The organism is Billgrantia antri, from assembly GCF_017868935.1.
Classification (GTDB): Bacteria; Pseudomonadota; Gammaproteobacteria; order Pseudomonadales; family Halomonadaceae; genus Halomonas; species Halomonas antri.
The window spans coordinates 4,502,075-4,516,435 of record NZ_CP053383.1 but is presented as its reverse complement, the minus strand read 5'-3'; the positions used below and the strand labels follow the sequence as shown (position 1 = coordinate 4,516,435).

The 14,361-nt window shown below is 67.1% G+C and carries 15 protein-coding genes; 9 read left to right on the top strand and 6 right to left on the bottom strand.

From position 1 onward, the window contains the following. Positions 1 to 37 precede the first annotated feature (37 nt). The 5 genes from HNO53_RS21175 to cysZ are packed head-to-tail and all read left to right on the top strand — an operon-like array spanning position 38 to position 5,062. A complete protein-coding gene (locus tag HNO53_RS21175; protein ID WP_209475018.1) occupies positions 38 to 1,171 on the top strand; it encodes an ABC transporter permease subunit in 1,134 nt (377 codons plus the stop codon). After that, complete coding sequence (pstA, locus tag HNO53_RS21170; RefSeq protein ID WP_209475016.1) at positions 1,168 to 2,718, top strand: phosphate ABC transporter permease PstA; 1,551 nt, start codon at positions 1,168 to 1,170, stop codon at positions 2,716 to 2,718. The genes HNO53_RS21175 and pstA overlap by 4 nt, the downstream gene beginning before the upstream one ends. 17 nt (positions 2,719 to 2,735) lie before the next feature. Then, a complete protein-coding gene (gene pstB / locus HNO53_RS21165) occupies positions 2,736 to 3,548 on the top strand; it encodes a phosphate ABC transporter ATP-binding protein PstB (protein WP_209475014.1) in 813 nt (270 codons plus the stop codon). Between the two features lie 33 nt (positions 3,549 to 3,581). Next, complete coding sequence (phoU, locus tag HNO53_RS21160) at positions 3,582 to 4,310, top strand: phosphate signaling complex protein PhoU (protein ID WP_209475012.1); 729 nt, start codon at positions 3,582 to 3,584, stop codon at positions 4,308 to 4,310. A 20-nt stretch (positions 4,311 to 4,330) separates the two neighbouring features. Next, the gene (cysZ, locus tag HNO53_RS21155) at positions 4,331 to 5,062 is read left to right on the top strand and encodes a sulfate transporter CysZ (protein WP_209475011.1); all 732 of its coding nucleotides are present in this window, start codon (positions 4,331 to 4,333) and stop codon (positions 5,060 to 5,062) included. Between the two features lie 32 nt (positions 5,063 to 5,094). Here cysZ and phoR read toward each other — a convergent pair whose 3' ends face one another. The 4 genes from phoR to HNO53_RS21135 form a co-directional block, all read right to left on the bottom strand. Further along, on the bottom strand, positions 5,095 to 6,414 hold the full coding sequence (gene phoR / locus HNO53_RS21150) for a phosphate regulon sensor histidine kinase PhoR (protein ID WP_209475009.1): 1,320 nt from the start codon (positions 6,412 to 6,414) through the stop codon (positions 5,095 to 5,097). 1 nt (position 6,415) lies between these two features. Continuing rightward, entirely contained in the window at positions 6,416 to 7,105 is a 690-nt protein-coding gene (phoB, locus tag HNO53_RS21145) for a phosphate regulon transcriptional regulator PhoB (protein ID WP_209475007.1), read from the bottom strand. Between the two features lie 83 nt (positions 7,106 to 7,188). After that, a complete protein-coding gene (ubiA, locus tag HNO53_RS21140; RefSeq protein WP_209475005.1) occupies positions 7,189 to 8,082 on the bottom strand; it encodes a 4-hydroxybenzoate octaprenyltransferase in 894 nt (297 codons plus the stop codon). Between the two features lie 29 nt (positions 8,083 to 8,111). After that, complete coding sequence (locus HNO53_RS21135) at positions 8,112 to 8,699, bottom strand: chorismate--pyruvate lyase family protein (protein WP_242597494.1); 588 nt, start codon at positions 8,697 to 8,699, stop codon at positions 8,112 to 8,114. Positions 8,700 to 8,781: 82 nt separating this feature from the next. Between HNO53_RS21135 and HNO53_RS21130 the strand changes: the two genes are divergently transcribed. From HNO53_RS21130 to HNO53_RS21115, 4 genes are all read left to right on the top strand, one after another. Then, positions 8,782 to 9,942 carry an FAD-dependent oxidoreductase gene (locus HNO53_RS21130; protein WP_209475003.1) on the top strand — a complete coding sequence of 387 codons (1,161 nt, stop codon included), beginning with the start codon at positions 8,782 to 8,784 and terminating at the stop codon, positions 9,940 to 9,942. A gap of 162 nt (positions 9,943 to 10,104) precedes the next feature. Further along, a complete protein-coding gene (locus HNO53_RS21125) occupies positions 10,105 to 10,419 on the top strand; it encodes an HU family DNA-binding protein (RefSeq protein ID WP_209475001.1) in 315 nt (104 codons plus the stop codon). An 81-nt stretch (positions 10,420 to 10,500) separates the two neighbouring features. After that, the gene (locus HNO53_RS21120) at positions 10,501 to 10,857 is read left to right on the top strand and encodes a hypothetical protein (protein WP_209474999.1); all 357 of its coding nucleotides are present in this window, start codon (positions 10,501 to 10,503) and stop codon (positions 10,855 to 10,857) included. A 35-nt stretch (positions 10,858 to 10,892) separates the two neighbouring features. Continuing rightward, entirely contained in the window at positions 10,893 to 11,861 is a 969-nt protein-coding gene (locus HNO53_RS21115; protein ID WP_242597493.1) for a LysR family transcriptional regulator, read from the top strand. Here the strand turns inward: HNO53_RS21115 and HNO53_RS21110 are convergent. Together HNO53_RS21110 and HNO53_RS21105 are read right to left on the bottom strand one after the other, a co-directional pair. Then, on the bottom strand, positions 11,840 to 13,390 hold the full coding sequence (locus tag HNO53_RS21110; RefSeq protein ID WP_209474997.1) for an aldehyde dehydrogenase family protein: 1,551 nt from the start codon (positions 13,388 to 13,390) through the stop codon (positions 11,840 to 11,842). The genes HNO53_RS21115 and HNO53_RS21110 overlap by 22 nt on opposite strands. Then, on the bottom strand, positions 13,387 to 14,274 hold the full coding sequence (locus HNO53_RS21105; RefSeq protein ID WP_209474995.1) for an NAD(P)-dependent oxidoreductase: 888 nt from the start codon (positions 14,272 to 14,274) through the stop codon (positions 13,387 to 13,389). Before HNO53_RS21105 ends, HNO53_RS21110 begins: the two co-directional genes overlap by 4 nt. Positions 14,275 to 14,361 lie beyond the last annotated feature (87 nt).

The window sequence follows — 14,361 nt, the reverse complement described above, 5'->3', positions numbered from 1 at the left end:
CATTCAACTGTCATCAAGCCGTTATACGCTGCCGATCATGATAGAGCCCTCTCCTGCCTCCTCCTCTCCGCGGCGCGCGTGGCGCCGGCAACGCGACCGGTTGGCTACCGCCCTGATCATGGCAGGGGGAATCGGGGTAATTGGGGCCGTGCTGGCCATCGGTGTGTTCCTGGTCTGGGAGGTTTTGCCGGCGCTGCTGGGCGGCGTCCTCGAGCCATCGCAAATCCGCACGACACTCACCCCCATGGCCTGGGGCACGCTGAAGGCAGCATTCTGGGCGATGGCCTTTGCCATGCCTCTGGCGCTGGGTGCCGCGATCCACTCTTCGCTCTTCATGTCGCAACGGCTGCGCAGTCGCATGAAACCCACCCTGGAGATGATGGAGGCGTTCCCCGGCGTGGTCATCGGCTTCGTGGCGGGGTTGCTACTAGCCCCGTGGGTCGAGCGGCACCTGGCAGGGTCACTGGCGCTGTTGCTGGTATTGCCGCTGGGGGTGCTGCTGGCCGCCGAGGCGTGGCGACGTCTGCCTGCGGCGGGACGCCGCCACCTGCCGTTGACCTGGGCCGGGCTGTGGCTCATGCCATGGCTGGCACTGTTGACCTGGCTCACCTTGGCCTTCTCGCCTGGAGTCGAGTCGTTGCTGTTCGGTGGTGATCTGCGCGAATGGTTGGATGCCGAGCTAGGCATCGATTACGCCACACGTAACGCCATGATCGTTGGGCTGGCGATGGGGATCGCCGTGATGCCGAGCGTCTATGCCTTGGCCGAGGATGCGCTCTCCGGCGTGCCGAGCCGGCTCGGTGAGGGCGCACACGCCCTGGGTGCGACGCGTTGGCAGACTTTGTGGCGGGTCGTGCTGCCGGCTGCCGCGCCGGGGATCTTTGCGGCGGTGATGATCGGTGCCGGCCGCGCCGTGGGCGAGACCATGATCGTGCTTATGGCAAGCGGCAATACGGCAGTGATGAGCCTCAGCCCCTTGGAGGGTATGCGCACCATGGCGGCGGGCATTGCCGTCGAGCTTCCCGAGGCCGTGCCCGGCAGCGAGGCGTACCTGCTGCTGCTGCTGGCGGCGCTGCTGCTGTTTCTGTTCACTTTTCTGGTCAATACGCTGGCCGAGGTGGTGAGAAGCCGGCTTCGGCGTCGCTACCGCTGGCTGGGTGGTTCACCATGAGGCGCAGGCGTCCCTTGCCTCGTTCGGAAGGCCCTTGGGCCTGGCTGGCGGCCGGAAGCGTAGCGCTATCGCTGCTGATGCTGACCGCCTTGCTGCTGCTCATCGCCGTGCGCGGGCTGGCTCACTTCTGGCCGGCGACGGTGGTACAGATCGAGATGCAGGATGGCCGGCTCCTGGCGGGTCAAGCGGTACGCGAGCTGCCGCTGGAAGACGGGCATGGCAATGAACGACTTTACTTCACCGGCAATCGCGACCTTGATGGAGAGATCTGGCATTGGCTGCCGGTGGACGCCATCGCCTCCGTCGAGCGACCGCCGGAGCTGACGGTGCTGGAGCGTCGCCACCACGGTCGCTTCATTGGCCGCCTGATCGCGGTGGGAGACGCCGGTACGATAGACGGCAATCATGCTCAGCAAGCCGTCTGGACCAGGCTCGAGGCCCGACTGGCGGCACTGGAGCAGTTGCGCGGCGAGCGCGAACGGCTGCGTCGGGAGGTATTGAGGCCGCTGATCCGCCGGCTCGATGCCAACCCCAATGACGCCGATGCCCAGTTGGCACTGGTCGAGGCCAACGCCCGCGTCTACGATCTGCAGCTGGCGATGCGTGGCGAGGTGGCGCTGCTCGAGAGCGTCGACGGACGGCGTCTGCGCCAGCCGCTGGAGGAGGTACTGCGCGCGTGGCGGCCCAATGCCATGTCGCTGCCGCAGAAGTTGGCCGCCTGGGCAGGCGGCGTATGGCGTTTCCTGGCCGAGGGGCCGCGTGACGGCAACACGGCCGGTGGCGTGTGGCCGGCGATTTTCGGTACCGTGCTGATGGTACTGTTGATGTCGCTGTTGGTGACTCCCTTCGGCGTGCTGGCAGCGGTCTACCTCAACGAGGTGGCGCATCAAGGGCGCTGGACGAACCTGGTGCGGATCGCGGTGCGCAACCTGGCGGGGGTGCCCTCCATCGTCTACGGCGTGTTCGGCCTGGGGGTATTCGTCTATGGTATCGGTAGTTCGCTGGACGAGTGGTTCTTCAGTGACTCGTTGCCATCCCCGACCTTTGGTACCGGTGGGCTGCTGTGGGCGTCGCTGACGCTGGCGCTGCTGACGCTGCCGGTGGTCATCGTGGCCACCGAGGAGGGACTGGCACGGATCCCCGTCGAGCAGCGTGAAGGCGCCTTGGCGCTGGGTGCTACTCGCTTCGAGACGCTGGCCCGGGTCGTGCTTCCGATGGCAGTGCCGGCCATGCTCACCGGCGTGATCCTGGCGGTCGCCCGGGCTGCCGGCGAGGTGGCGCCGCTGCTGCTGGTCGGTGTGGCCAAGCTGGCACCCCAGGTACCAGTTGACGGCGAGTTTCCCTTTCTCCACCTCGAGCGCAAGTTCATGCACCTGGGCTATCACATCTATGACACGGCATTCCACGGCAGCGACGTGCAGGCGGCCATGCCGCTGGTCTTCGCTTCGGCGCTGCTGCTGGTGCTGGTCATCCTGGTGCTTAACCTGACTGCCATCTTTCTGCGACACCATTTTCGCGTGCGCCACGGCGTGCAGCCGCGGCCTTGAGGAGCAAAGACACAGCGATGACCTTGCCGTCCCGCTTCCAGCCCAGCCCGGGTTCGATCATCGACTTCCCCCCCGAGGCCAGCTGCTTCCAGATCGAGGGGCTGGGGTTGTCCTATAGCGGCAAGCCGGCGCTGCGAGGGCTCTCGCTGCGGGTTCCCCGGCACCGGGTCACGGCGTTCATCGGCCCGTCGGGCTGCGGCAAGTCGACGCTGCTGCGGGCGCTCAACCGGCTGCACGACCTCAACGAGGAGGTGAGCTACGAGGGAAAAATCCGGCTCGAAGGCGAAGACATCCACGCGCCCGAGGTGGCAGTGGACGAACTGCGCCGACGTGTCGGCATGGTGTTCCAGGTGCCCAACCCCTTTCCCATGTCGATCTACGACAACGTGGCCTTCGGGCTGCGCCTGCAGGGGGGACTGACCCGCCGGCGCATGGACGACATCGTCGAATGGGCGCTGAATGCTGCGGCGCTCTGGGATGAGGTCAAGGATCGCCTGCGTGCCTCGGCATGGTCGCTCTCCGGCGGTCAGCAACAGCGTCTGGTGATCGCTCGCTCGCTGGCGGTACGCCCCGAGGTGCTGCTGCTCGACGAGCCGGCCTCGGCACTGGACCCGATCTCTACACTCAAGATCGAGGAGCTGATTCGCAGCCTGAAGTCGCAGCTGACGCTGATCCTGGTCACCCACAACATGCAGCAGGCGGCGCGGGTTTCCGACTATACCGCCTTCCTGCAGGACGGCGAACTGGTGGAGTACGCCCCCACCGACACCCTGTTCACCAACCCTAGCCTGCGTCGCACCGAGAACTACATCACCGGCCGCATGGCCTGACGAGGCCGGCCACGCCAGCCCGAGGAGAGAACGATGGACATCACCAGCGATACCCACAGTCAGCACATTTCCCGCCAGTTCAACCAGGAGCTGGAAGCGCTCAAGACCCACCTGATGACCATGGGCGGGCTGGTCGAGCAGCAGGTCCAGGAGGCGATCCAGGCGCTGCTCGATGGCGACAGCCGCCTGGCGGAGAAGGTGCGCGATCGCGATCGCGACGTCAACGCCATGCAGCTCAAGATCGACGACGAGTGTACCCGGGTGCTGGCCCGCCGCCAGCCGGCGGCCTCCGACCTGCGCCTGGTGCTGGCGGTGATTCGTGCCACCGCGGATCTTGAGCGCATCGGCGACGAAGCGAGCAAGATCGCGCGCAACGCGCTGACCCTGATCGACGGCGGCAACAATGTCCGCGGCCTGGTCGAAGTACGCCACATCAGTGAGCACGTTCGCCGCATGCTGCGCGACGCTTTGACCGCCTTCGCCCGCTTCGACACCGAGCTGGCCCTGCAGGTTGTGCACGAGGACGACTCGGTGGACGATGAGTACGGCAGCGCCATGCGCTCGCTGATGACCTTCATGATGGAGGACAGCCGCGCCATCGGCCCGGTGCTCAACGTCATGTGGATCTTGCGTGCGCTGGAGCGGGTCGGCGATCATGCCGACAACCTCGCCGAGTACGTCATCTATCTGGTCAAGGGACTCGACATTCGTCACATGGACCCGGATCAGATCGACGAGGATGCGCTGACGCGCAAGGAGTAACTACCCGAGAGAGGATTCGGATGCTGAACGCCTTTGCGGCGCTGACGCGCGGGACGCGGCTGGTCTATGGCCGCGGCCTGCGCCGCTATGTTTATGCCCCTATCGCCGTCAACCTGATGGTCTATTCGGCCATGCTCTACTACGTGATCAGCCACTTCGGCGGCTGGCTGGAGAGCTGGATGGCCATGGTGCCGGCCTGGCTCGGCTGGTTGGAATGGCTGATCTGGCCGCTATTCGTGGCTAGCCTGGTGTTGATCGTGTTCTTCACCTTCACCCTGGTGACCCACCTGATCGCCGCGCCCTTCTATGGCTTCCTGGCGGCCAAGGTGGAAGTGCAGGCCACCGGCCGGCCGCCGCTCGACGACCGCGGCCTGGCGCGCACGGCGGTGGATGCCCTGGGGCGCGAGCTGGTCAAGCTCGGCTACATCCTGCCGCGCGCCCTGGTGCTGCTGGTAATCAGCTGGATTCCCGCGCTCAATGTCGCCGCCCCTTTCTTGTGGGCGCTGTTCTCGGCCTGGATAATGGCGATCACCTATCTCGATTATCCCATGGACAACAACAAGGTGAGTTTCGCCGACATGCGTCGCCGGCTCTCCTCGCATACCTGGCACACTCTCACCTTCGGCGGCTGGGTGACGCTGATCACCTGGATACCGCTGGCCAACCTGTTCCTGCTGCCCGGCGCCGTGGCCGGCGCCGTGCTGATGTGGGACCGCCACTATCGCGGCGAACGTGATCTCGCCACGACGTGAGCCGTGACGCCGTTCGTGACTCTCCTCTCGCTTCAGCGTTCGGAGACTTGCTTTGCCGTCGCCTCGGCCACCACCAGCCGGGAGGCGGGGAACACGCAGCGGAACAGGGCCCCGCGGCCTGGGTGGGAGTCGATCTCGAGGTAGGCGTCGTGGCGTAGCAGCACGTGCTTGACGATGGCCAGTCCCAGGCCGGTGCCACCACTTTCGCTGCTGCGTCCCTTGTCGACCCGATAGAAGCGCTCGGTGAGCCGGGGGATATGCACCGGGTCGATGCCCTCGCCGTCGTCTTCCACCTCGAGACAGGCGCCCCTGGGGTGCGATTTCCAGCGCAGCACGATGTGGCTGCCCTCGGGGGTGTAGCGCACCGCGTTGGAGGCCAGGTTGGACAGCGCGCTGTGGATCTCGCTATCGCTGCCGAGCAGGCATTGCGCCTCATCGAGCTCCACCCGGATCTGCTGGCGGCCGGCCGCCAGCGCCTCGGCGTCGCGGCGCACCTCTTCGAGCAGCGTGGCCATGGGCAGCGGCAGATGGTCCTCGCCGCCCTGGTCGATCTCCAGCCGAGACAGCAACAGCAGGTCGTTGACCAGGTTCTGCATGCGGGTCGTCTGCTCCTGCATGCGGGTCAGGCCCTGAGCGAGCCGAGGCGGCAACTGCTGGGCATAGGTGACGTAGGTCTCGAGGTAGCCGGCCAACACCGTCAACGGCGTACGCAGCTCATGGGAGACATTGGCGACGAAGTCGCGGCGCATCTCCTCCAGGCGGTGCAGGCGGGTAATGTCACGCGCCATCACCAGGCGTTCGTCGTCACCGTAGAGCGTAATCTGGAACTGCAGGACCTGGCGTTCGTCGACCGGGGAGGCCAGCGTCAGCGGCTCGCGATAATCGCGGGCGTTGAAGTAGGCGACGAAGCGGGGATCACGCACCAGGTTGGTGATGTGCTGGCCGCGGTCATGGGCCGCCTTGAGCCCCAGCATGCGCTCGGCGGCGCTGTTCCACCATTCCAGATCGCCGTGCGGGTCGAGCATCACCACGCTGTCACGCATTGCCTCGGAGGACTCCTGAATGCGCTTCAGGGTTGCCTGCAGACGGTGTTGGGTATGTCGCTGACCCTTCTGGTAGCGGTACAGGCGGTCGAACAGCTCGCCCCACAGGCCGGTGGCCGCGGGCGGTTCGCTGTGCGGGTTGCGGGTCAGCCAACGGCGCAGGGCATGCAACTGGCGAAGATGATAGATGAGGCGCAGGGCGAGTCCCGCGGCGAGCCCCAGCCCCGGGGCGGAAAACAGCCAGCCGACCAGGCTGCCCGCCACGGCGAGCAGGCCGAGACGCCAGAGTTCATGGCTCCAGGAGCGCACGTCAGCCCTTGTTGGAGAAGCGGTAGCCGGTGCCGCGCACGGTCTGGACCAGATGCTGGTGGGCATCGCCCAATGCCTTGCGCAGGCGGCGGATATGCACGTCCACGGTGCGTTCCTCGACATAGACGTTGCCGCCCCATACCTGGTCGAGCAACTGGCTACGGGTGTAGGCACGTTCCTGGTGGGTCATGAAGAACTGCAGCAGGCGGTACTCGGTGGGGCCCATCTCCAGCGCCTTGCCGCCGGCGCTGACGCGGTGGCTGACCGGGTCGAGCACGAGGCCGTCCACTTCCACCGGTTCCTCGACGCCCTTGGGCGTGGTCCGGCGCAGTACCGCCTTGAGTCGGGCCACCAGTTCACGAGGCGAGAAGGGCTTGGTGATGTAGTCGTCGGCGCCGGCCTCGAGGCCCTGGATCTTGTTGTCCTCTTCGCTCTTGGCGGTAAGCATGATGATCGGCAGCTCACGGGTGGCTTCCTCGCGCTTGAGCCGGCGTGCCAGCTCGATGCCGCTGGTGCCGGGCATCATCCAGTCCAGCAGCAGCAGGTCGGGCTGGTTGTCGACGATCATGCTGTGGGCGCTCTGCGCGTTGGCAGCCTCCAGCACGCGATAGTCGGCCATCTCCAGCGCCACCGCGATCATCTCGCGGATCGGCGCTTCGTCATCGACGATCAGAACGGTCTTGGCGGTCATCCCGAAGCCTCGCGGTCAGTGACGGGTCGGTGACGATCTCACCACGTCATCATGACACTTGGATGACAACGCTGCCATAGGGGCTAGACACCGGCGGCAGGCCACAGGCTTAGCGCGATGCCGGCGAACGCCAGCAGCCCCGACCAGTGGTTGTTGAGGAAGGCCTGGAAGCAGCGATCGCGCTCGCGCCGGCGGATCAGGAACTGCTGGTGGACGAAGGTGGCGGCCATGCCCGCCAGGCCCAGCCAGTGGAACGCGCCCAGCTCGAGGCGCAGCCCGACCCAGCCCAGCAGGCCCAGGGTGACCAGCTGCAGCAGGCCGATCATGGCGCGATCGGTACGACCGAACAGCACCGCCGTGGACTTGATGCCGATCTTGAGGTCGTCGTCGCGATCGACCATGGCGTACTCGGTGTCGTAGGCCACCGTCCACGCCACGTTGGCGGCGAATAGTAGCCAGGCTTCCAGGGGCACATGACCCAGCACCGCACCGAAGGCCATCGGGATCGCCCAGGAGAAGGCGGCGCCGAGAAACAGCTGCGGCAAATGGGTATAGCGCTTCATGAACGGATAGATGAATGCCAGCGCCACGCCCACCAACGAGAGCAGGATGGTAAACGGGTTGGTGAACAGCACCAGCACGAAGGCCGAGGCGACCAGACCGGCGAACAAGCCCTTGGCCTCGCGTTCGCTGATGCGCCCGGTGGCCAGCGGCCGGTTCTTCGTACGCTTCACGTGACCGTCGAAGTGGCGGTCGGCGTAGTCGTTGATCACGCAGCCCGCGGCGCGCATCAGGTATACCCCGGCGACGAAGATCAGCAGCAGGTGGCGTTCGGGAACCCCGGCGGCGGCCACCCACAGCGCCCACAGCGTGGGCCACATCAGCAGCCAGGTGCCGATGGGGCGATCCAGCCGCATCAGGTGCAGGAAGTCGGGCACGCGGGCCAGCCCCTTGGGGCGCATCAGAGAGCGTTCCATCGGTGTCTCCTCATTCGATGGCGATCATCCTAGCGTGATGGCAAGCCCAATTCATCCGCCATCGCGTCGAGGAAGAACTCCTGTACCAGCACGGCGAAACGGCCGTGGCGGAATACCGAACGCCGACCCCAGGGGCCGAACGCCGGGTGAAAGGACGCTGTGCCGGTCGTGATCTCGATGGGGCTGCGCTGCAGATCGGGCTGACGGAACAGCCAACTGCCCAGCGAGCGCTCACCAAGCCGTTCGAGGCGCTGGCCACGCAGCTGCGCCAGCGGAGCCACCGAACGCGCCACCACCCAGGGCCGCTCGTCGAGGCACAGCGCCACTTCCCGCAGCCAGGCGAGACGATCGAGGGGCAACCCGAGCGCCTGGGCTTCGTCGAGGCTTGGCTTGCCCAGGTGCTGGCCGAGCAGGCGCACGCGGAAGGCACGGCCGGCGCCGGCTTCGATCAACCGCGCGGTGAGCGAATCCCGCGTGGCCACCCAGGCCCACCAGGCTGGGCTCATTGCTGGCCGGCCCGCCAGCAGTGGGCGCCAAGAGGCGGCAAACGAGGAACGGGTATGGCGCTCCGTGCGGTTGCGGGTCACCGGCACCTCCGGGTCGAATATGGGGCGCATAGTGTAACATGCGGTCCTGACGCACTTGCGTGCGCCATGCAGCGTTTCGCCGTGTACGGGCAGCTTTTTTACAAGGAGTTCCATGAGCGCACCTCTCACTATCATCGGCTCCGGGATGGCGGGCATCGGTCTGCTCAAGCAGCTGCGTGCGCTGGGTGTCGAGCGCCCCGTCACCCTGATCACTGCCGACAGCGGCGACGACTATTCCAAGCCGCTGCTCTCCACCGGCTTCGCCAAGCGTCTGGCCCCCGAAAAGCTGGCGGCACGCTCGGCGCTGGAGGTGGCCGCTCAGCTGGGCGCGGTGGTGCGCACCCACACCCGGGTCGGCGCCGTCGACGCGCAGGAGCATTGCCTGCACATCGGCGAAGAGCGCCTGGCCTACGGCGAGCTGGTACTAGCTACCGGGGCCGCTCCGGCGGTGCCGTTCGCCATCCCCGAGGCGCTTGCCGGTCGCCTCTTCACGATTAACGATCTCGACGACTATCGCGCCTTTCATGCCGCCCTCGAGGCACTGGCTCGGCCTGCCCGCGTGGCTATCATCGGTGCCGGCCTGGTGGGCTGCGAGTTCGCCAACGATCTGGCGGCGGGCGGCCATGCGGTGAGTCTGGTGGCGCCGGAGCAGGCACCGCTGCCGCGTCTGTTGCCGGAGCCGTTGGGGCGCGCGCTGGGCGAGGTGTTCCGCGACGCCGGCATGACGCTCTATCTGGGACGCGGCCTGGAGCGGCTGGAACCGGCGGGTGGCGACGTCGGTCTGGTGCTGGAGGATGGCCAAGGGCTCGAGGCCGACCTGGTTCTGGTGGCCACCGGACTGCGCCCGCGCAGCGAGCTGGCCCGCGGGGCTGGCCTGGAGGTGAGCGAAGCCGGCATCCAGGTCGACCGTTACCTGGCGACATCGGCACCCGGCGTGCACGCCCTGGGCGATGTGGCCTGCGTGGCCGGAATCAACGCCATGTACGTCCAGCCGCTGCAGGCCAGCGCCAAGGCGCTGGCACGGACACTGGCCGGCACGCCTACCCAAGTGAGCTACGGTGCCTGGCCGGTGCTGGTCAAGACGCCGCTGCTGCCGGTAGTGGCGCTGCCTCCGCTACAGGCGCCTGCCCGCTGGCGAATCGAGGGGGATGGTACCGACCTGGTCGCTTTTGCCGAGGATCAGGACGAACGTTTGATTGGCTTTGCGTTGACAGGAGCCTGCGTGAAGCGGAAAGTTGAGCTGGCGCGAGCGACGCCGCCGTTGCTAGGCTAGTCACGTCATCGCCTCGGCCGGCTGCGCAGTGCGAGCCGCCGTTGGTCGACACGCTTGGTGCTTCAAGGGCAAGGGACGAACCCGCACATGGGAACGGGCTCTCCCGGGGAAGTGACAGGCGGCTCGAACTTGACCACTGATGAATAACAACATACCGGCACCATGCCGGGACATAGCCAATACCAGGAGGGCTGTAGTATGCGTAAGCCAGATCTTGCTGCGGCAATTGCCGAGCGTGCGGAACTTTCCAAGGACAAGGCCAGCCAGGTGCTCAACGTCATTCTCGACGAGATCACCGGTAGCGTGGCCCAGGGGCAGGACGTGTCACTGATCGGGTTTGGTACCTTCACCGTGCGTGAGCGCGCAGCCCGCACCGGCAAGAACCCCCAGACCGGCCAGCCGTTGGCCATTCCGGCCAGCAAGACCGTGGCCTTCAAGCCGGGCAAGGGTCTCAAGGACGCCGTTGGCAAGGGTTGATTCGTCGTCTCGAATCCTCTCGTGACGCGGCCTGTCCGTCAGGCCGCGATATCTCTTCTCCACGCTCGGATCGGACTCGACATGAAGCTGCGACTGATGCTGTGGCTGCTGGGTTTGATGCTGAAGCGTGCCCAGCGCCGCAAGCCGGGATTCCGCCGGACGCTCTCCGAGATGCGCCGTCTCGATTGGGGTATCGCCACCGAGGATCTCGCCATTGCGCGCCACTTCCGCATGTCCCCCCAGGGCATCCAGACCGGCGCTGGGTTGCCGGTGGACCTCGACCTGGAGCTGCGCTTCGAGGACGAGGCCACTGCCGTAAGGGTGCTGCGCAAGCCGACCCAGCAAGCCTTTCTCGACGGCATGATGGCCGGCAAGGTGCGCCTGGTCGGCGACTCGAGTGACCTGAAGAAGCTGCAGAAACTGCTCAAGCAGCTTTGACCGCCTCCCGACAGACTTTCACGGCGTGACGTGACGTGGACATTCCCCACCAGCGGCTAGTCTATTTTCGAGTCACCCTCGAGTCCGGCTCGGTACGGCAGGCTGCCGCGCGGCTCGACATAGCCCCCTCGGCGGTCAGCCGTCAACTCACCCTGTTGGAAGAAGCGCTGGGGGCCACCCTGCTGGAGCGCAAACGCAGCGGCATCCGTCCTACTCCGGTGGGCGAGATGCTGCTGGAATACTGCGAGCGACGCGGCGCCCTCGACGAGAGCTTCATCACTTCGCTGGAGGCCTACCAGCGGCTGGAGACCGGCACCGTATCGCTGGTGGTGGGCGAGGGCTTCGTCGGTGACCTGATCGCCAAGCCACTGCGCGAGTTCACCGAACGCTATACCGGTATCCAGCTCGACATCCACCTGGCGGGCACCTCAGGCATCATCGAGGCGATCATCGACGAACAGGCCCATATCGGCCTGATGTTCCATGAGCGCACGCATCACCAGTTGCGCTTCTGGGTCTCCAGCCCGCAGCCGCTGATGGCCATCCTGCCGCCCGAGCATCCGCTGGCCGAGCGGGCAGAGCCCCTGACCCTGGCTCAACTCAGCGAGGAGCCGATGGCGATGTGGGATCCCAGCCACCAGGTGCGGCAGATGGTCGACCAGGCCTTTCACCAGGCGCGGCTGCGTCCGCGCATGAGCATGAATACCAACTCCATGGCGGTATTGGCGCAGTACGTGCGCAGCGGCATGGGCATCACCCTGCTGCCGGCCTTTGCCGTGGCCCGCGATCTCGAAGCGGGAACGCTGGTGGCGCGACCGGTCGACGATCCGCTGTTCCTGCGCTCCCAGGCGCACATGGTCACCCGCATCGGGCGCCAGCAGCCCAAGGCCAGCGTGCTGCTGCTGCGTCACCTGCAGCGCTGGATGCAGGCCTTCCGTGGCGCCGCAGTGCCCTCCCTCGAGAGCGCTGCGGCGGGCGGCGATCAGCCTACGCCGTTACCGTAGCCCATCGCCACGCTGGCTTCTCCGGCGGTCTCCACCCACACGCTTTGCGGCAGGGTGTACTCGCGCAGGCCGTCGAGGCCGCTGGAGCGGCCGAAGCCGCTGTCGCCGAAGCCGCCGAAGGGCGACATCACGCTGATCGCCTTGTAGCCGTTGATCCACACCGTGCCGGCACGCAGCTGACCGGCCACCCGGTGTGCGCGGGCCGGGTCCTGGGTCCACACCGCACCGGCGAGGCCGAAGCGGGTGTTGTTGGCCAGGCGTACGGCGTCCGCTTCATCGTCGAAGGGCATTGCCACCAGCACCGGGCCGAATACCTCCTCGCGAGCGATCTCCATCTCCGGCGTGACGTCTACCAGCACGGTGGGGGCGAGGAAATAGCCCTGCGCCTCGTCGGGCAGCCCCGGCGGACGGTTGCCGCCGACGATCACCCGCGCTCCTGCGGCCACGGCATCATCGATCATGCGCGTCACGTGGGCGTACTGGCGGGCGTTCTGCAGCGGCCCCATGCGCGTCGCCTCATCGCCGGGCAGGCCGACTTTGATCCCGGCTGCGGCGCGCGCCAGCCGCTCGGTCACCTCCGCGAAGGCCTCACGCTGGACCAGCAGTCGCGAGCCGGCCACGCAGCTCTGTCCCGCTGCGGCGAAGATCGCCGCCTGGGCACCGGCCACGGCAGCGTCAAGCTTGGCATCGGCGAAGACGATGTTGGCCGACTTGCCGCCCAGCTCCAGCACGCTCGGCACCAGCCGCCGGGCGCCAGCCTCGGCGATCAGCCGACCGCTGTGGGGCGAGCCGACGAACACCAGCTTGCTGATACCTTCATGACCGGTAAGCGCCGCGCCGGTGCTCGGCCCCAGGCCGTTGACGATATTGACCAGTCCCCTGGGCAGGCCGCCTTGTTCCAACAGCCGGGCGATTACCACCGAGGTGAAGGGAGTAAGCTCCGAGGGCTTGAGCACCACGCCGTTGCCGGCGGCGACGGCCGGGGCGAGCTGCCAGGCGCAGGTGAACATCGGCGCGTTCCACGGCGTGATCTGTCCCACCACCCCATAGGGCACGTGGCGCACGTAGTTGAGGTGGCTGGTGGGTACCGGGATCACCTCGCCGTGCTGCTTGTCGCACCAGCCGGCGTAGTACTCGAACATCTCGCGCACCTTGCCGACCTCGCCGCGGCAATCGCGGATCGGCTTGCCTGCCACCACGCTCTCGAGCTGGGCCAGCGTTTCCTCGTGGCCTTCGAGGCCGCGCACGGCGGCGTTCATGCGGCGTCCGCGCTCGCTGGCGGTAAGCGCCATCCACGCCTGCTGCGCCCGGGCGGCAGCGGCGACGGCGCGCTCGACCAGGGTCGGGCCGGCATCGCGGTAGTCGACAAGCGCCTCGCCGGTGGCGGGGTCGATCAGCGTGATCGCCTCGCCTTCGCCCGGGCAGGGGGCACCGTCGATCCAGTTGGAGAGCGGCACCTCGCCCTGCAGCTCAAAACCCTCCAGCAGCGTCGAGAGTCGGTCACGGGCCTGTTGGTTGAGACGGTTCATGGCGCAGCCTCCTCGGCGGGGGCAGCAGCGGCCAACAGCGCGCCGGCGATCCGGTTGAAGTCGTCGCCATCGGCGGGATGCTCCGGGTCGGCGTGCCACGCCTCTACCACGGCATCGAGCAGGCCCGGCGGCATGTCGAAGCGCTCGGCAGCGTCGCGGGCCAGGCGCAGGTCCTTGCGCATCAGACCGGTGGTGAAGCCGGAGTCGAAGCGCCCGGAGAGGATCCATTCGGGGAAGTTGACCTCGCTGACCGCGCTGCGTCCAGAGCCGCTGTTGAGTCCGGCCAGGCAGGCGGCGGGATCGACCCCGGCGCGGGCGGCCATGGCCACCGCCTCGGCGGTAGTCAGCAGGTGCGCGGCGCACAGATAGTTGTTGGCCAGCTTGACCACATGGCCGCTGCCCGGCCCGCCGACATGAGTGTAGCGGGCCGACATCGCCTCGAGCATCGGCGCCAGGCGCTCGATGGTGGCCGTCTCGCCGCCGAGCAGCATGCCGAGCTTGCCCGTCGCCGCCCCCTTGGGGCCGCCGCTGACCGGGGCGTCGAGCCACGCCAGCCCGGCGGCCTGGACCCTGGCGGCCAGCTCCCGGCTGATCACCGGGTCCGAGGTCGAGGTATCGACGATGACGCTGCCCTTCGGCGCCAGGCCGAGCAGGCCGGGCGAGGTCTCGATCACCTCCCGCACCTGGGCCGAGGTGGGCAGCGACAGCAGGTAGACGTCGCTCGCTGGCAGCTCCTCGGGGGCGACCACCGGCAGCCCCCGCTCGGTCAGGCGCTGGCGGGTGCTTTCGAACAGGTCGCTGCCGGTGACGTCGAAGCCGGCGGATTGCAGGGTCAGGGCCATGTTGCCGCCCATCTGGCCGAGGCCGATAACGCAGATTCTCATGGACGTTCCTCGATAAGATGCAAGATGTGGTATTGGGCAGGTGCGTCGATCCGGGCCGCAGCAGCGCCGCGGCCAATGGAAGACGTG

Coding starts and splice junctions, on each gene's coding strand:
- HNO53_RS21175 (WP_209475018.1), top strand. CDS start 38: ATGATAGAGCCCTCTCCTGCCTCCTCCTCTCCGCGGCGCGCGTGGCGC.
- pstA (WP_209475016.1), top strand. CDS start 1,168: ATGAGGCGCAGGCGTCCCTTGCCTCGTTCGGAAGGCCCTTGGGCCTGG.
- pstB (WP_209475014.1), top strand. CDS start 2,736: ATGACCTTGCCGTCCCGCTTCCAGCCCAGCCCGGGTTCGATCATCGAC.
- phoU (WP_209475012.1), top strand. CDS start 3,582: ATGGACATCACCAGCGATACCCACAGTCAGCACATTTCCCGCCAGTTC.
- cysZ (WP_209475011.1), top strand. CDS start 4,331: ATGCTGAACGCCTTTGCGGCGCTGACGCGCGGGACGCGGCTGGTCTAT.
- phoB (WP_209475007.1), bottom strand. CDS start 7,105: ATGACCGCCAAGACCGTTCTGATCGTCGATGACGAAGCGCCGATCCGC.
- ubiA (WP_209475005.1), bottom strand. CDS start 8,082: ATGGAACGCTCTCTGATGCGCCCCAAGGGGCTGGCCCGCGTGCCCGAC.
- HNO53_RS21135 (WP_242597494.1), bottom strand. CDS start 8,699: ATGCGCCCCATATTCGACCCGGAGGTGCCGGTGACCCGCAACCGCACG.
- HNO53_RS21130 (WP_209475003.1), top strand. CDS start 8,782: ATGAGCGCACCTCTCACTATCATCGGCTCCGGGATGGCGGGCATCGGT.
- HNO53_RS21125 (WP_209475001.1), top strand. CDS start 10,105: ATGCCGGGACATAGCCAATACCAGGAGGGCTGTAGTATGCGTAAGCCA.
- HNO53_RS21120 (WP_209474999.1), top strand. CDS start 10,501: ATGAAGCTGCGACTGATGCTGTGGCTGCTGGGTTTGATGCTGAAGCGT.
- HNO53_RS21110 (WP_209474997.1), bottom strand. CDS start 13,390: ATGAACCGTCTCAACCAACAGGCCCGTGACCGACTCTCGACGCTGCTG.
- HNO53_RS21105 (WP_209474995.1), bottom strand. CDS start 14,274: ATGAGAATCTGCGTTATCGGCCTCGGCCAGATGGGCGGCAACATGGCC.